Source organism: Ruegeria hyattellae, from assembly GCF_041537925.1.
GTDB lineage: Bacteria > Pseudomonadota > Alphaproteobacteria > Rhodobacterales > Rhodobacteraceae > Ruegeria_C.
Map to the genome: position 1 here is coordinate 16,090 of NZ_JBGOSH010000020.1, position 16,493 is coordinate 32,582.

16 protein-coding genes and 3 pseudogenes are annotated in these 16,493 nt (G+C 54.7%); 9 read left to right on the forward strand and 10 right to left on the reverse strand.

Annotation, left to right across the window (positions count from 1 at the left end; genetic code table 11):
* Positions 1 to 181: 181 nt before the first annotated feature.
* The 4 genes and pseudogenes from AB1E33_RS27250 to AB1E33_RS27265 all read left to right on the forward strand — a co-directional run bounded on the left by AB1E33_RS27250 (position 182) and on the right by AB1E33_RS27265 (position 5,392).
* Positions 182 to 984: pseudogene (locus tag AB1E33_RS27250) on the forward strand (IS5 family transposase).
* A gap of 399 nt (positions 985 to 1,383) precedes the next feature.
* Positions 1,384 to 2,331: a 1-phosphofructokinase family hexose kinase gene (locus tag AB1E33_RS27255; RefSeq protein WP_372580371.1), complete on the forward strand. Its 948-nt coding sequence runs from the start codon at positions 1,384 to 1,386 to the stop codon at positions 2,329 to 2,331.
* Positions 2,332 to 2,738: 407 nt separating this feature from the next.
* On the forward strand, positions 2,739 to 4,013 hold the full coding sequence (locus AB1E33_RS27260) for a TAXI family TRAP transporter solute-binding subunit (RefSeq protein WP_372580372.1): 1,275 nt from the start codon (positions 2,739 to 2,741) through the stop codon (positions 4,011 to 4,013).
* 617 nt (positions 4,014 to 4,630) lie between these two features.
* Positions 4,631 to 5,392 (forward strand): SDR family NAD(P)-dependent oxidoreductase, encoded by a 762-nt coding sequence (locus AB1E33_RS27265; RefSeq protein WP_372580373.1) that lies wholly within the window; start codon positions 4,631 to 4,633, stop codon positions 5,390 to 5,392.
* Between the two features lie 3 nt (positions 5,393 to 5,395).
* On the opposite strand, the gene AB1E33_RS27270 is transcribed toward AB1E33_RS27265, so the two are convergent.
* The 8 genes from AB1E33_RS27270 to AB1E33_RS27305 are packed head-to-tail and all read right to left on the reverse strand — an operon-like array spanning position 5,396 to position 12,436.
* Complete coding sequence (locus AB1E33_RS27270) at positions 5,396 to 5,713, reverse strand: L-rhamnose mutarotase (RefSeq protein ID WP_372580374.1); 318 nt, start codon at positions 5,711 to 5,713, stop codon at positions 5,396 to 5,398.
* Between the two features lies 1 nt (position 5,714).
* Positions 5,715 to 6,530, reverse strand: a complete 816-nt coding sequence (locus AB1E33_RS27275) for a sugar phosphate isomerase/epimerase family protein (RefSeq protein WP_372580375.1) — start codon at positions 6,528 to 6,530, stop codon at positions 5,715 to 5,717.
* 37 nt (positions 6,531 to 6,567) lie between these two features.
* Positions 6,568 to 7,413 carry a fumarylacetoacetate hydrolase family protein gene (locus AB1E33_RS27280; RefSeq protein ID WP_372580376.1) on the reverse strand — a complete coding sequence of 282 codons (846 nt, stop codon included), beginning with the start codon at positions 7,411 to 7,413 and terminating at the stop codon, positions 6,568 to 6,570.
* A 26-nt stretch (positions 7,414 to 7,439) separates the two neighbouring features.
* Entirely contained in the window at positions 7,440 to 8,186 is a 747-nt protein-coding gene (locus AB1E33_RS27285; protein ID WP_372580377.1) for an SDR family NAD(P)-dependent oxidoreductase, read from the reverse strand.
* Between the two features lie 24 nt (positions 8,187 to 8,210).
* Positions 8,211 to 9,500: an L-rhamnonate dehydratase gene (gene rhmD / locus AB1E33_RS27290; protein ID WP_372580378.1), complete on the reverse strand. Its 1,290-nt coding sequence runs from the start codon at positions 9,498 to 9,500 to the stop codon at positions 8,211 to 8,213.
* A gap of 41 nt (positions 9,501 to 9,541) precedes the next feature.
* Positions 9,542 to 10,519, reverse strand: coding sequence for an ABC transporter permease (locus tag AB1E33_RS27295; protein WP_372580379.1), 978 nt, complete (start codon positions 10,517 to 10,519; stop codon positions 9,542 to 9,544).
* A complete protein-coding gene (locus AB1E33_RS27300; RefSeq protein WP_372580380.1) occupies positions 10,516 to 11,340 on the reverse strand; it encodes an ATP-binding cassette domain-containing protein in 825 nt (274 codons plus the stop codon). Before AB1E33_RS27300 ends, AB1E33_RS27295 begins: the two co-directional genes overlap by 4 nt.
* The gene (locus tag AB1E33_RS27305; RefSeq protein ID WP_372580381.1) at positions 11,321 to 12,436 is read right to left on the reverse strand and encodes a sugar ABC transporter substrate-binding protein; all 1,116 of its coding nucleotides are present in this window, start codon (positions 12,434 to 12,436) and stop codon (positions 11,321 to 11,323) included. Before AB1E33_RS27305 ends, AB1E33_RS27300 begins: the two co-directional genes overlap by 20 nt.
* A gap of 172 nt (positions 12,437 to 12,608) precedes the next feature.
* Here AB1E33_RS27305 and AB1E33_RS27310 point away from each other — a divergent pair, with 172 nt between their 5' ends.
* From AB1E33_RS27310 to AB1E33_RS27320, 3 genes are all read left to right on the forward strand, one after another.
* A complete protein-coding gene (locus tag AB1E33_RS27310; protein ID WP_372580382.1) occupies positions 12,609 to 13,646 on the forward strand; it encodes a LacI family DNA-binding transcriptional regulator in 1,038 nt (345 codons plus the stop codon).
* Between the two features lie 7 nt (positions 13,647 to 13,653).
* The gene (locus AB1E33_RS27315) at positions 13,654 to 13,848 is read left to right on the forward strand and encodes a hypothetical protein (protein WP_372580383.1); all 195 of its coding nucleotides are present in this window, start codon (positions 13,654 to 13,656) and stop codon (positions 13,846 to 13,848) included.
* Between the two features lie 166 nt (positions 13,849 to 14,014).
* Positions 14,015 to 14,209: a hypothetical protein gene (locus tag AB1E33_RS27320; RefSeq protein ID WP_372580384.1), complete on the forward strand. Its 195-nt coding sequence runs from the start codon at positions 14,015 to 14,017 to the stop codon at positions 14,207 to 14,209.
* On the opposite strand, the pseudogene AB1E33_RS27325 reads toward AB1E33_RS27320, so the two are convergent.
* Positions 14,209 to 14,628: pseudogene (locus tag AB1E33_RS27325) on the reverse strand (transposase); the annotation flags it as partial. The gene AB1E33_RS27320 and the pseudogene AB1E33_RS27325 overlap by 1 nt on opposite strands.
* A gap of 151 nt (positions 14,629 to 14,779) precedes the next feature.
* Here AB1E33_RS27325 and AB1E33_RS29635 point away from each other — a divergent pair.
* Both AB1E33_RS29635 and AB1E33_RS27330 read left to right on the forward strand, forming a co-directional pair.
* A pseudogene (locus AB1E33_RS29635) lies at positions 14,780 to 15,069 on the forward strand (transposase); the annotation flags it as partial.
* A 401-nt stretch (positions 15,070 to 15,470) separates the two neighbouring features.
* Positions 15,471 to 15,992 (forward strand): hypothetical protein, encoded by a 522-nt coding sequence (locus AB1E33_RS27330; RefSeq protein ID WP_372580385.1) that lies wholly within the window; start codon positions 15,471 to 15,473, stop codon positions 15,990 to 15,992.
* Between the two features lie 211 nt (positions 15,993 to 16,203).
* Here AB1E33_RS27330 and AB1E33_RS27335 read toward each other — a convergent pair whose 3' ends face one another.
* Complete coding sequence (locus tag AB1E33_RS27335; protein WP_372580386.1) at positions 16,204 to 16,416, reverse strand: IS66 family transposase; 213 nt, start codon at positions 16,414 to 16,416, stop codon at positions 16,204 to 16,206.
* Positions 16,417 to 16,493: the final 77 nt, after the last annotated feature.

Consider the following 16,493-nt stretch of genomic DNA (forward strand, 5'->3'; position numbering starts at 1 on the left):
CTGGTCCACCGCTATGCTTAGGAAACGGAGGATCAACATTCTGGCGGCGATCAACGAACTGGCATCGCTCCAGTTGCATGGTCAGAGCCTTGTTCAGAGACGGGATGACCTTGAAGTGGCTTTGTTGCACCAATTGGGTGATGGGATTCATGTTATGAATCCAGTGTGGTAGCTGACAGCCATGAGCAGCTGGACACCGACGACTTACAAAACCAAGAATTGGTCAGACTACAACGCAGCCCTAAAGCGACGAGGTTCGCGCCGGGCTGAACTGGAAGGTGCCAGGCTTTAGCACCTTGTGTCGACGACAGAAGACCTTGCCGGTTGCCATTCCCTATCGCGGCTCAGCGGGGCTGTTGCACCTTCTGATAGACAGCACAGGCATCAAGGCGGAGGGCGAAGGTGAGTGGAACGCAAGCAAGCATGGTGGCCCCAAACGCCGGATTTGACGCAAGATACACATCCACTGCCCGGCAGGCGATTGCAAAGCAATCTGCCGAGAGGGGAATCGATGAGGAAACACGAGAGATACGTGCCGTCGAGGTCACCAGTAGCAGTATCGGTGACGCACCTATGTTACCTGACCTGCTCGATCAGATCCCACCGAACGAAGAGATTGGCAGTGTCACCGGGGACGGCGCTTACGACGCGCGCAAATGCCACGACGCGATCGCAGCACGCAATGCCCATGCCATCATTCCACCGCGCAAGAATGCGAAGTTATGGAAATCTGACACACCCGGAGCCAGGGCACGAAACGAAGCTGTTCGATCCTCAAAGTACCTCGGTCGCGCATTGTGGCGGCAAATCACCGGATATCATCGCCGAAGCCGCGTCGAAACAAAGATGCATTGTGGGAAACTGCTGGGTCAACGCCTCTCCGCGCGAGACTTCGATCGACAGGTCGCGGAAATCCAAATCCGCGCCGCGATCCTCAACGCCTTCACGACACTTGGCATTCCAAAGACAGCGGCCGTAGGCTAAATCCGTCCAGTGTCAGGGAAGGCCCGAACTCAACACGACTTGTGCAACAAAGCCACGCACTACAGAAAAATGTCTGCAAAGATCCCAAACTGCCGGACACTGCGCCGCATCCGAGGTCTTCTGTTGGGTCCACAGTTCGTATTGGGAGACGAAGCAGAATCCTGGACGATCAAGTGAACCAGTCACTTGTCGCGATTGGTGGCAAGGTCCACGCTTGGCAGATTCCGAGGGGATTGCCTGTCGGGGCTGTCCCAAATCTGAACTGTCTTGCGGCTCGGCGATTGAATGCCTTTCAAGCGCCGCCACGCTGATATTTCGAGAAAAGAGGGTGGAAGCTGATGAAGCAGTTGGGTAGGAAGGTTGTGCACGTTATCGCTAACACTGCTGGGTGAATTGGCAATGACTACTATTCTGACGATCACGCTCAATCCAACCGTCGATTTTGCAACGACTGCTCCGCAAGTGTTGCCGGGCCCAAAGCTTCGCTGCTCTGAAGCCGAGTTTGATCCAGGCGGTGGCGGCATCAATGTGGCCAGAGCCGTCCGTATGTTGGGTGGCGAAGCAACGACATTGATTGCTATTGGCGGTCCAACGGGTGCGCAACTTTTGGAATTGTTGGCATTTGAAGGTGGATCGACCGTTGCGATCCAAGGTCCCGGCGAAACCCGACGATCCGTATCTGTAATTGACGAAAGCAATGGCGAGCAATACCGGTTTGTCCTGCCGGGGCCGGTCTGGGACGAAAATGACGTTGAAAGGGCTTTGGTCGCGGTAGACAGGGCAGCTAGTGCGGGATCACTGGTCGTGCTTTCTGGTAGCCAACCGCCGGGTGTCGCGAAGGATTTCCCATCGATTTTAGCAAGCCATGTAGAAGGCCGGAACGCACGACTGGTCGTGGACACCTCGGGACCAGCCCTCAAACATCTGGCCGAGACGCCGCACGAGGCGGTTTATTTGCTTCGTATGAATGTTGAGGAAGCCGAGGAGCTTGCAGGTCGCGAATTACCTGCTGTTGCCGATACCGCCGCGTTTGCGCGGGAGCTGTTGAGCCGTGGGGTTGCGCAACTGATAGTAGTTGCGCGCGGCATTGACGGCTCAGTGATGGCTTGCGGGGATGAGGCTTGGCACGCGGTTCCACCCGAGGTCGAAGTTGTAAGTGCAGTAGGTGCAGGAGACAGCTTTGTTGGTGGTTTTACACTTTGGGCGGCGCGAGGAGAGCCATTTGAGGAATGCCTAAGAACAGGTGTCGCTGCTGCTGCGGCGGCGGTAACATCGGAAGCAACCCGTTTGTGCGACAAAATCCTTACCAAAAAATTGCGCAGCAGGACCAAACTGACAAAAGTCTGACGAAGCTTGCGGCCTTGTATCTGAAGTCTTGCATCAATTGGCCGTGAGACATTGTGCGTAAGGCAACAAATCCCCTCGCATTGAGTAGATAAATTCCAAGCAACTCAAAAGCTGCGTCCACAGTTGCCGGCTTCGCGCTCTGCGCAATATCAACAATCTATGGCCGCAGAAAATTGCGAGGACATCAGACAGTCAGACACTCGAATTGGCCATACATGCAGGACGCAAAGAACGGCAGGAGAGAGCCCAATCCGGACGTTCTGGCTTGGTCCGACATCTGCGTTTTTGTGATGACCGACGCTCTGTTCGCGCGAATTCTTAATACCGGAAGCAAACTCTCAACAATTGACAAAGAGTTGCAACAAAACAGATCATTGGTGGAAACTCCTTAACTTCAAAGAAGACCAATGCGACTGTTCTTTACCCTTCTTGTACCCGTCTTTGTCGTTGCGTTGGTTATTCTTCTTATCAGCAGCCTTCTTCCGCCCGAGGGCATTCGGCTTGCCACTGGGCCAAAAGACGGCGGGTATTGGCGGATAGGGTTGGAGTATCGGTCTAAGCTCGCCAGGGACGATATTTCTGTAGAGCTGGTAGAGACAGCCGGCTCTGTCGAGAACATTCAATTGCTCATTGACGGAGATGTAGATGTCGCCTTTGTACAGGGCGGAATACCTCTTCCCGGCGGACACGATCTTGAGTCTCTTGGGGCACTCTTTCCGGAACCGCTAGTGATTTTCAGACGTTCCGCAACACAAGTTGGACGATATCCCGGAGATTGGCGCGGGATTCGTTTGGCTGCTGGTCAAGTCGGATCAGGCACACGAGCCGCGGCTCTAGCCCTAATAGAAGCAGCAGGCCTTCAAGACTCGAGCATCGAATTGCAAGAAATTGGTGGATTCGAAGCCATAGCCGCGTTGCGTGCTGGCGAGGCGGACGCAGCCTTGTTTGTGTCGCCTCTTGATGCGCCATACCTGACTGAGGCTATTGTCGATCCCGAGTTGGATCTAGTCCGAATGGCCTTGATCGACGCCCTATCTTTCAAATTTGTCAGCGGCCACTCCGTTGTCGTACCAGCCGGGTCAACCTCTCTGGCCCCGCCCCGACCCGCGCAGAACGTCAAAATACTGACATTGACCGCATCAATGATTGCAACAAACGAACTGCATCCGGCGGTTGTCGACCGCCTCGTTCATAGCGCAAACAAAATCCAAGGTGATCGAACCGTACTGCAAGAGGCCAAGGAGTTTCCAAACACCAATTCCCCTCCTGCGCCGATTAACGACGTCGCTTGGCACATGATCAACTCTGGGCCCAACATTCTTCATGACATCTTTCCATTTTGGGTCGCCGCTCAGTTTGGTCGGGTACTGCTTTTTCTCTTGCCGCTGTTCTTCCTTGCGCCGTTGCTGCGTCTCGTTCCGGCTCTTTATGTTTGGTTCCAAAACCGAAGGGTTTGGCGACACTACCAACACATAGCATCGCTGGAAGCAGAAATTGAGTATGCTGCGACGGATGACGAAGTCGAAGCCGTTGCGAAGAAACTCGACGACGTAGCTGCGACACTCGCGAATCTGAACTTGCCTCTCGCATACCGTCAGAAGGCTTACGACGCGCGGCTGCACATCGAACTGATTGCTCAGGAAATCGTACGCCGCCGCTCTAGTAGGGGTGAAAAACCGTAGTCGTTTTTTGTCACAATGAATCATAGCGTTACGCTCAATAGAGGCTGGGGTCACAGCTGCCGGTTAGTGTCCACCTTGGTGGCTGGATCGGTATTTTGCATCAGCGAACACTGCCTCGGCAATAGACCGGTTTGTCCGCACTGCCGACATCTGGCGCGTTGGGAGGGCTTCGATGCCTGACAGAAGGTGTCAGATGACGGCTCTGAGTCCAAACCGGCGGATGCTGCGGTGTTTCCGAATGTCGGCATTGCGATGGTTTTGGGTTTCTCCCTTGTATCCTTAGATCATAATTCCTTGGGCTTTCCCTGTGGCTCCCCGGTCTGCTCTATCTTGTTCTTTTTAGGACCCAGATAGCCTGTACTCGTACATACCAAGCGGCCAGATCATGTGTTCGGTCCAAGGTGCGCTATCTATGTCCAGGGTATCCTGATTGCCTGGCTGAAATTGTGGCACCCGACAATAAAACGAACTGGTTTAGGCAAAAGAAACCCAAGAATTCAGGCCTTTTCTGGTCAATTTGGTTTCATGTAAGCTTGGAAGAGGTTATGATTTAACTGTCTGTTTTATATATATTCTTGCCTTTCGGCGAAACATTGCAGGGACCGGAGGAGAGCTCCATGCGACTTCAATCGAAAAATGTCATTGTCACAGGGGGGGCATCCGGGATTGGACGAGCGATTTGCGAGCTCTTTGCCAAAGAAGGTGCCACGGTTGTTCTTGGAGACCTGGACACCGCCGGCGGGCGAGAGACAGTTGCAGCCATTAAGGATGCGGGCGGGAATGCAGAATTCCTGGCCACTGATGTTTCGAAGGAATCCGATGTCAAAAGACTGATTGACCGGGCCGTTTCCCTGCTTGGGGGCGTTGATATCGTCGTCAACAACGCAGCCGCCTTTGTGTTCGGCGAAATCGAGGATGTCGAGAAAGCGGATTGGGAAAAGGTGATGGGCGTAAACGTGGTCGGCTCAGCGAATATGGTGCGCTTTGCCCTGCCGTATCTGAAGGAAGCTAAGGCGGGCGCCGTTGTGAACATGGCGTCGGTCAGCAGTTTTGTCGCATCACCGGCCTTCATTCCCTACAACACATCCAAAGGTGCGCTGCTTCAACTAACCCGGTCACTGGCCATGGACCTTGGCGCATTCGGCATTCGTGTGAATTGTGTCTGTCCGGGCGCAATCCATACAGCGGCTACTGAAAAGCACCTGGAGTTCGACGGGCGAGATCGCGAGGAATTCATCGCTGAAGAGGCAGATGCGAGTTTCTTCAAACGTCAGGGCACGCCGGAAGAGGTGGCTTACGCGGCCCTGTTTCTGGCATCGGACGAGGCGTCTTTCGTGACTGGTGCCAACCTCGTTGTCGATGGTGGTGCGACGGTTTGAACGTTACTCCTCCATTCGCCAGATCAGCGGCAGCAGAAACGGAAAGCCCGTCGCCTGGTCAACCTCAACTTTCATGATCGGCGTCATGTAATCATCCCAGCGTTTGTTGGCCTCGCCCTCGGTCAGAATACGGATCGAACGCTCAAGATCGTCGGTTTCGAAATACCCAAACAGCGTCAGGCCATGGCGGAAGATCGAATAGTTGCGAATGCCGGCTGCACGGGTTTCCTCAACAACATCCGGCCAGATCTGGTCATGCCGTTTCTTGTACTCTTCTTCGTATCCTGGGCGAACCTCCAAGACCCACGCATAATGTGACATCTCATGCCTCCAGCCAGCTTCGAAGACAGTCGCGCATTTTCACGGATTCCGAGAGCACATCGTCATATTGCGATAGCGTGCCTGCCTCGTGCTCATATTCCGAGGTCAGCCAGCCATCGTATCCTGCCTCGCTCAGCGCGCCAAAAAAGCCGGGGAAGTCAACGACGCCTTCTTCCATCTTGGTCTGGATCAATCCCGGTCGCGCCTGACGCAGGTGCACATGGCCAGTTATGTCGGCGAGGGGATCGATCTCTTCCTGGCGAAACCCCATCGCAACGAAATGCGACGGATCGAGAACAATCTTCAAACCCGGCACCGCTTCGACAAGCTCCCTTGTCCGGGTCGGTGAATTCAGGATGCTGCCCGTGTGGGGCTCGATCAGAACTTTGACGCCTGCCTTAGCACCCGCCGCGACCATTGGTTTCAACGCTTCGACCGAGGCTTTCGTTGCCTCGCCTCGGCTTTGCCCCGGATTGATCATTCCGGGTAGAATAAAGACAGACGGGACACCGGCGGCCTTGGCGAAGGCGACGGCCGATTTTAGATCATTCAGGTTTTGCGGGTTCGCAGACCCCGCCAGGTTGCGATCCATCAAATCTTCACCGAAGAGGTGAAACAGGTTTGCGATTGGTAGAGGAAGGCTGGCTGCCAATTCAGTGCCGTACTTCTCCGGCTTGTTCAACAGCCGTCCTTTGTCGAGCGAGGGCGCAAAGAAGTAACCCAAGTCAATCGCGCCAAACCCTATCGCTGTGGCAACAGCTGCTGCTTCTGGGAGTGTGAGATGCGGGAAGGACCAGCTTGCTACGCTCAATTTCATGTCAAAACCCCATCATAGGTTGCATACCCATCGGCTTTCAGGCTGCGACAACCGATTGCCGTTGAACCCCCAGACCCTCAATGCCCAATTCGATCCCATCGCCCGGGCGCAAGTACATTGGGTCAGGCTTTTGCCCCATGCCAACTCCGGGCGGTGTTCCGGTAGAGATGATGTCGCCAGGTTGCAAACTCATGAATTGAGAAACATAGGCGACAACCTTAGCTATGCCGAAGACCATGGTTTTTGTCGAACCATCCTGAAACCGCTTTCCATTGACGTCGAGATACATCGCTAGATTCTGAGGTTCGGGTACCTCGTCGCGTGTGACCAGCCAGGGGCCAATGGGTCCAAAAGTGTCAGCTGACTTTCCTTTGACCCACTGACCGGACCGGTGCAGTTGGAAGTCCCGCTCAGAGACGTCGTTGACCACGCAGTACCCGGCAACATGATCCAGCGCATCTTTTTCATCAATGTATTTGGCGTGTAGTCCAATCACGACGCCAAGCTCGACCTCCCAGTCTGTTGCGGAAGATCCTTTGGGGATTTCGACGTTGTCGTTTGGGCCGCAGATCGATGAAGTCGCCTTGAAGAACAACACTGGCTCCTCAGGCACCGCCATTCCGGATTCCGCCGCATGATCGGAGTAATTCAGCCCGATGCAGATGAATTTACCCACGTTTGCAATACATGGGCCAATGCGGACATCTTCCGGCACATTTGGCAGTGTTTCCGCGTCAAGCGAAGACAGCCGAGCCAGGTTTTCCGGTGAGATCGCGGCACCATCGATATCGCCAAGATGTTCTGAGAGGTCTCGAATTACCCCATTTGAATCCAACAGAGCCGGTCTTTCGTTTCCCTGGATTCCATAGCGCAGAAGTTTCATTCAGGTGCATTCCCCTTGGTTGCAGATCAATAGGTCGCCCGTCCGCCGGACAGATCGAACACACCACCGGTCGTGAAACTGCTGTCTGCCGAGGCGAGCCAGGCGATCATCGAAGCCGCTTCGTTCAACTCCAGAAAGCGCCCCCGCGGGATTTTCGACAGCATATAGTCGATATGTTCCTGACTCATCTGGTCAAATATCCGGGTGCGGGCAGCGGCGGGCGTAACGCAATTGACCGCAATATTGCAGTCGGCAAGCTCTTTTCCCAGTGACTTGGTGAACCCGATCACACCGGCTTTGGACGAGGAATAGGCCGCTGCATTGGGATTGCCTTCCTTACCCGCAATCGACGCGATGTTGACGATCCGGCCATAGTTCTGTTTACGCATGTCAGGCGCGACCACTTTGTTGACGTGAAAGGTGCCAAACAGGTTGACCGCCACGATCTGCTGAAACTCCTCAACCGAGTAGTCGGCAACGGGACTGTTTGATCCCGCAATTCCAGCTGAGTTCACAACGATGTCCACGTGTCCGAGCGCATCAGTTGTCGCACTGTATGCAACCTGAACACTCTGCCAGTCGGCGATATCCACCTTAATCGCAATGTTCCCATTACCAAGGGCCTCAGCCGTATCGCGTGCAAGGGAATGATCGGTGTCCCAAATGGCAACGCTGGCCCCGCCTTTGGCCAGCAACTCAGCCACGGCTTTGCCGATGCCTTGCGCTCCCCCGGTAACAATCGCGGTTCGGTTTTTGAAGTCTAAACTGTTCATAGGTTTTACCTGTCCAATTCCAACTTATTTCGAGCGATCAAAGGGCCGAACCAGTTTCAGGGCGTCGTGGTTCAGCTCAAGCCCGAACCCCGGCGTGTCCGGCAGCGAGATATAGCCGTTCTCGGGCAACGGTTCGCTTTGGAACATGGTGCCGAAATTTGGTTCGATCCTGTCTGCCTCTTCACTCATCATCATGAATTCGGCCAGTGCGATGTGTTCCAGTGCCATCGCCATGTAGTAGCCATAGACGCCGCATCCGTGAGGGATCACATCCACCGAGCGGGTGTTCGCCAATCCGGCCACGCGGATGAATTCAGTCGGCCCGCCCATCCACATGACATCGGGCTGAATCAGTGCGACACCCGCGTCGATCAACTGCTGATACCCATATCTGGTGTATTCGTGCTCGCCCGTCGCCAGCACGGTGCCGCCCGCGCGGGTGGTCATCTTCTGCGCCAAGCGCTTGTGGCCCTCGTAGTCATCCGGCATCAGTGGCTCTTCAAGCCACTGAAAGTTGTAGGGGGCCATACGACGTGCCAATTCAGCGGCATAATCGGTCGTCATGGCCATGTAGCAATCCAGCATCAATGGAAAATCCGGACCCACCTTGTCGCGCCAGCTAGCAATGAAAGCGACGTTGTCCGACATACCTTTGACGCCGCGCCCGGGGCCGAAGGGCAGCGGAATCTTGGCGCCGTGGAACCCAAGGCTCTGTGCAATGTCAGGTCGCGATGTCGTCGCATAGACCGGAACCCGATCTTTGGTGCGCCCTCCCATCAGATCAAAGACCGGCGCGCCCAGCGTCCGCCCATATAGATCCCAAAGCGCTAGGTCGATGGCACTGATCGCATGAACGCCCAGCCCCTTGCGACCGTAGTGGATCGACGCGCGCCACATCTGCTCCCAGATCAGGTTCCGATTTGCTGCCGCCTGACCTTCGACAAATTTTGACAGATGGTGTTCAATCACAAAGGCGGCAGCTCTGCCACCGGTGCTGACACCAACGCCGACGCGGCCGTCTTCATCTTCGATCTCGACGATGACCGACGGTACATTGGAAACTCCCCAGCTTTGGCGTGAGCCCGAATAGGCAGGGTAGATCGACATCGGGTTGGCAATCGGCGGGTGTGTTGATGCATGATCCCATGACCCGTCCGGTGACGGGCAGCCCGAAATCCAATGCGTATCCGGCGTGTCGTGAACGTCGCTTGCACCATAATGATCGGCATTACTGACCAATGCGCGAACCTCACGAATGACCGGCTGCCCAGACCGTGGAGCCACATCGCCCGATTTTGGTGGGTGAAAGTACATCAAAATTCCCTTGTCTATACCCGTAACATTGCCGATGTTTGCTAACTGTCGTCGCTTCGACCGCTACGGATTTCGTCGTAAAGAACGGCGGCGAGCAAGATGAACCCTTTGACAACCTGCTGCCAGAAGGATGGCACCTGTGCTAAGGTCAAGCCATTGTTTATCATGAACAAAAGGATTAGACCGATGGCTGTTCCAAGGATCGTACCGCGCCCTCCTTTCAGGCTGGCACCCCCCAGAATAACCGCCGTGATTACATCCAGTTCGAATCCCATTGCCGCAGCGGGGCGCGCGTTTCCGGTGCGCGCCGCCAGCATCAGCCCAGCAAGGGCCGCCGTTGCACCACAGGTGATGTAGATTGCCAGCTGCCAGCGTTTGGTCGATATGCCCGACAACCGCGCAGCCCGCAAATTAGAACCGATGGCGTAGACATAGCGGCCAAATGTCGTGCGGGGCATAACAAGCGCAAAGACCAAATACACCAATATCAGGATCAACACGATATAGGGGATGCCTGCCCATTTTCCGGTTCCAAGACTAAGCCATGTCTTGTCGGTAATTATGATCTCCCGCCCGTCCGAGATCACAAAGGCCAGCCCCCTGATGATCGCAAGGGTCGCAAGCGTTGTGATCAGGGGGTTGATCCGGAAATAGGCGATCAGAGTGCCATTGACCGCACCGATACAAATTCCTAGCACGATTGCGGCCATGAATGCAGGCCCAACTCCTGACCCAATATCCAGCAGATAGGCTGCCAACATCCCCGCCGCCGCCATGGTCGACCCAATAGAAAGGTCAAAACCACCTGCGATGATTACTACCGTCTCGCCGGCTGCAGCAATTCCGACAATCACAAGTGCTTTGGCGACATTGAGCAGATTGTTGGTGGTCAGAAAGTACGGAGACGCAAAACATAGCACAACAAAGACGGCGATGGTCGCCAGTACCAGTCCAGGATTGATCGCTGCCGCGCCGCGACCCCAGACCCTGGAATTCATCAATGCACCCAGCAATTTCATGCGCCGACCTCTTCAGTGATTCGATCGCCCGTCATCATTTCCGTCATCATCGCCATCGTTTGTGCCGGGGGATGCTCGTGCGGTTTCATTTCGCCTGCAATTCGGCCGCCGCGCACAACGACGATCCGATCACATATGCTGAGAATGTCTGTGAAGCGATGGCTGACCAGCAAGATCGATACACCGCGGGTTTTCAGTTCAGAGATCAACTCCCAAAGCCTGCGGATTTTTTCTGCCGAAAGCGCCGCAGTCGGTTCGTCCATCAAAAGCGCGGAAGGGGCAAACTGTAGCGCCCGGGCGACGGCTACCATTTGCCGTTCGCCACCCGACAGCATTCCGACTTCGCGCTCGACGTCGAAATCCAACCCCATATTGGCGATGTCCTCTGCCGCCGCGCGCGTCATTGCCTGTTTGTCGAGGACGCTGAATGGCCCCAGCCGTTTCTTGATTTCCCGGCCCAAAAAGATGTTCTGTGCCACATCCAGATCTTCGCAAAGCGCCAAATCCTGATAGATCATCTCAATCCCGTTGCTGCGCGCATCCAGAGGGCTATTGAACCGCACTTTCTGCCCACGAAACCGCATGCTCCCACCGCTGGGTGGATAGACCCCGGACAGGACCTTCACCAAAGTCGACTTGCCCGCACCGTTATCACCGATGATCCCAACAGACTCCGCCTCACCGATCTGCAGATCAACACCAGAGAGCGCATCGACATTGCCGAACGATTTTGTGATTCCAGACAGTTCGATCAGTGGGGAACGGGCGCCAGATTTGACGCCCGTATCAGATACTTCGGAGTTATTCGGCAGGGTAGACATCGTTGATGCTTTCGGCGTCGAGGAAGATGTGTTCAAGATGGACCTCTTGCGGTACTGCCTGACCCTCCAGAATGTCGGCCGCGACCGAAACTGCGTAGTCAGGATACTTCTCGGGGAAGTATGCCACACAGCCGAGGAAGTTGTTTTCCGCAACCGGAGTGCGTGTCGCTGCCACACCGATATCGTCACAGCCGATCCCAACCGCGACACCTTCGCGCCCGGCTTGCGCCAGCGCATTCGACATGCCGAATCCGCGCGGGTCATCAATGGCGGTGGCCAGAACAAATCCGGCCCCCGGGTGGGCAGTGAGCCAGTCGGTGACAATAGTCAGGGCCTGATCCGTCGTTCCGGCATCGATCAACTCGTCATCGATCCGGTCTTCGGGCAACGCTCCGCAAACGGTCTGTACACCGTCGACAAACCCTGACAGACGCTCGTTCGCGGCATCCCCTTCACCGGGGTTAACTCCCACCAAAACCGAAACATCGTCGCAGCGCCCAAGGGCCTTGGCATGTTCTGCCGCAGCCTGTCCGCCTATCAGTCCGCTGACATAGTTGTCGGCACCAAGGAATATGGCGTTTGGATGAACGACATCCACGGACATGACGGGGATTCCTGCCTCGTTGAAGATGTTCATCACCGCCGCCGCTGCACCGGATTGCCAGTTTGACTCGATGACAACATCGGCCCCTTGCTGTACGATCAGCTCGGCGCAGGAGACGGCCTTGTCAGCCTTGAAGTCATTGTCGCAGTAGACGACCTCGAACCCCAGTTCATCAGCCAACTCGTAAAGACGCTGGTTAATTGCATAAGAGAATGGAATTGCCGCCCAGCCTTCTGCAAAACCAACTTTCGATCCATCAGGCAGAGCGCGCAGATTGGGCGCGTATGGCGCAGAAGCGTCACCCTCGACAACGTCAAAGGCTTTGGATTCAGTGTTGTAAGACCAAAGGGCGCGTTCTTCTGGCAGAAGTGCACCCGCGATGCCGCCCTGGGGGCGTGCTTCGAAATCTGCCGCTGCGACCGATTGCGCCAAAACCGCACCGCAGAACAAAAGACTTGCCTGCGCCACATTAGCTGATGTTAAGCTTAACATTTCTGTTCCTCCATGTTTATGTCGCATTTCCCGGGGCGCCGCTTTTTGCATGGGCTTTGTTTTTCGGTTATGGCCTAACAGGTCTATGCAGACAAAATCCTGTAGTGTTAAGCTTAACATCAAACGGCCTTTTGTCGAGTCGTTTTAAAACTAGGACAACAGCAGGGCAGCAATGGCGACCGAAAAAGGCGACTTTCTCAAAGGCAAAGCGAACCTCATAAAGGTTGCCGAACATGCGGGCGTTTCGGCCATGACAGTGTCGCGTGTGATCAATCAACCGAGCAAAGTCGCCGATGCAACCCGGCAAAGGGTGGAAGCAGCGCTTGATGCTCTGGGCTATGTGCCAAATCTTGCGGCCAACACCCTTCGGCGCAAACGCAGTGGCGTGATCGTCGCGATGGTTCCGACCATCGACAACTCGGTCTTCAGTGACACGATCCAGGGGATTTCTGATGCCTTGGAAACAGCAGGGTATCAATTGCTGCTTGGCTGCACATCCTACAGCTTGGAAAAAGAGGAGAAGCTGACAAGGGCATTTCTGGGGCGTCGGCCCGATGGTGTGATACTGACCGGGTCGCTTCACACGGATGTAACCCGAAATCTTCTGAGCAATGCTGGCATTCCGGTTGTCGAAATGTGGGATATTGCCGAAGGTCATATCGACATGGCGGTGGGTTTCGATAACTTCCAGGCCGGGTATGACATTGCAACTTATATGCTGGGACGCGGCTACAAGAACATTGGTTATGTCGCGGGCACGGAAGATCATGAGGCACATGAGAACCGAGCCGCAAAGCGCAGTGCCGGCATTTACGCGGCCTTCGAGGACGCATGCCTGCCGCCTCCAGTTCGCAAGAACGTAGATGACCCGCTGAACATTGAATGCTGCGGCGCGAAGGCGGCGGATTTAGTGGCATCTCACAAAGAAATCGACGCACTTATTTGCGCCAACGAAATTATCGGCGTTGGTGCGATCAAGGCGTTACAGCTCGGTGGTTTGGTAGTTCCTGACGATGTCAGCGTCGCGGGGATAGGTGACGCGAGCATTGCCGGACTCATCCACCCCGGTCTGACAACAATTCGAATTTTGGGCAACCGTATTGGTCAGCGGTCAGCCGAGGTAATTCTGGAATGTCTCAAAGATGGGAGCGCAGCCAAACACCAGGAAGATATTGGGTTTCATCTTGTCGTTCGTGGCAGCACCAAGTGACCTTTTAGTGAGCAGCGTCATTGGCCCGGTGCGATCAGATCACCTGGAAACATTTGGAAATACTACGCCCATACGTTTGGACCAGCTTGAAGAGGTTGACCGCGCCATCGTGCGTGGCCAGCCCACTTTGAATGAGAAAGAGCTATGCAGGCTTGGCGGGGGCAAGATAGAGGCGGTGATTGAAAACATGAAGGAACATTGAGCTATGAACAGCTCAGCTTTTCCATCCTGGGCAATAAGCATCCTCGGCATTGATCGACTCGCGGAAGGACGTGAAGCGACCTAGTAAAATTGCGGTGCTTGCATCGAAGAAATGAGGCGATGCATGGTCACTCGCTTTTGCATCTGGTTGTTACCCGAACAATGCCGTGGAGATGATGAATGCGCGAGACTTCCTGCGTGCCAAGTTGGGCTATAGCGAAAACCTTGCAACTGCGATCGCGCAGATGCCGATTGATGAAGAAATTGAAGTGCGCTTGCAGCCAGACGGGCAGTATGCCTTCAGCATCAAGCAAGAGTGTGACGTCGATGATCTCGAAGTGGGGCTCTATGCATCGGGATAAACCTGGCGGTAGCCGTATCGCCCAAACTGGCGCGCCAGCTCGATCATATCAGCTACCTGGTGTTCCTCATCGGCACGCCCTTGTGGCGATCGCCATTGTGTAGACCGATGCCGGCCCAAGACACGGCAAACGCGACGCTCGGAAACCTTCATCTTACTACGAACTTGGTCGATGCATGCACGGCGGCGCGAGGGGCTCAGAAGTTTCCTTTTGCAGCCTCGGGCAAGATCAGCTTGTCCAGCGTCAGGTCCGAAACAGCTCGCCGCAGTCGCTCGTTCTCTTTCTGGAGCCGCTTCAGTTCCTTAAGTTGTTCAGTGCCCATTCCACCGTACTTCTTCTTGCAACGGTAGTAGGTTCTGTTCTCTCACACCGATCTGTCTGATTGCACCAATTCGAGGTATGCCTTACTCCATCAGCACCTCAACCTGCCGTAACTACACGAGAATCTTTTCGGGCATTGGTCTCCTCGTTGCCATCTGTGGTCCTCCGCTTTCCTAAACATAGGGGCGGACCTCTTCTTTGGGGGAGGCTCAACATAGCAGCCTCAAATTTGAGTATCAGGCAGGCTTGTCGAAGGCCAAGTGCTGCCCAAACACAGCCACGCGCAGCATCAGCCGCGAGAAATACGAATTCGTTAGAGATTTTGCGCGGCTCTGTATGGCCTCGGAATACAGCCCCTCCGCCCAATAGCGACGAAAGAAGGTCGAGATGCTCTTCGCCCATCTCAAACGCATCCTCGGATTGGGTCGTCTCCGATTACGTGGACCATGCGGCGTTCTAGGCGAATTTACTCCGTCGCTACCGCCCAAAACCTTTGCAAACTGGCAAAACTCAAACCCATAGTGCCCGCCACCAGATAACAAGGCGGGCCAGCAAGAAACACTCCAAGCCAATCACCGCAGTAGCTTGCTTCAATGCGCCAAAACCAACGTGTTTTTCAACAAAATCGACGAAAAGCGTGTCTTCGGCGACCTTCTCCCATGGGGAACGGCTTGAATGATATCACGCTCAAGCAAACTCAACGGTTCTCAAGGGGAAATTTCGATAACACTAGGGTGTGTCATACCTTGCCTTTTAACAGCCGTCATATTCTGGCTTTGAAAATCAATTAGTCTGGAGCCAATCATAGCCTCGGATCCGGCCTAATCGTTCTCTAAAAACTACTTAAGAGATAGTATATTGACTTTACACAACCTATAGTATGATGATGCATTTCGACCCTTTTGGGGGATCGGAAGCACATCAGAAAATGGAGAAAAATATGTCAGTGAAGAATGTTATTGGCTCCGCGGCCCTTTTGACTTGGCTTACTGCAGGTGCTGGGATTGCTTCTGAAGTAATTCCGTCTGCTGACGCCACGTTCAGCAAATGGGGCGAAGAGGAAGGCTGGACGATCTACGTCGACGAAAGCCGCGGCTCTTGCCTGATCGAGCGAGAAGATGAGAATTCCAATGTCGTACAGATGGGGCTGACCGAAGACCAAAAATTCGGCTATCTCGGCGTGTTTACTCAGGCTGACCTGAAATTCAAGGACGGCAAAGTCCACCTCTTGCTCGACGAGAAACCATATTACGCGGATGCCAGGGCGAAAACGAAAAACCTCGCCGAGGGCTATAAGGGTGGTTACATCCTTGCCAACAACCCGAACTTCGTCGACGACGTCATGAAGCGTTACACCATGATTGTGATGCCTGAGGACAAAGCCGCATTCCAAGTCAGCCTTGATGGCACGTTCAAGGCGATCGAGGCGGCCCGCAAGTGCAACGTGGAACAGGCAAACTGAAAACTGCGGTCTTTGCACGACATCCTCAGCATACGGGGGTGGCAATGCCGCTCAACGTGACGTCTGTTGCGGGTGCTCTGGCGTGACGAGATGACCATCGCTACGCTGCGTGAGCAGCGTAGCGCTAGTATTTGAGTTCATCGAGACAATTAATCTTGTGGTCGGCTATTTGGCCGAGGCCCCATGTCAGCCAAGCTTGCGGATCGACGCTTTAAACCGCGGCGGCTTCGATGAAGAAAAAATCGGCAGCCATACCTTTTCCGCCACCTTCTGAGGCTGCGAACATCCAGTTTTTGCTCCCAATGGCCACAGGTTTCACCGCGCGTTCCGCTGTGTTGTTGTCGAGCTCTAGGAAGTGACCATGATCATTGCCTAGGTCTGAGAACTGCAGCGGGCCAACGGCATCAGTTGGACAAGAGAACAAGATATGAAACGAAAAATTCCGCTATTGGCATAGCTCTCGTGACCGCGACTGTCGCTCTGGCCCACCAGGGAGTTCAG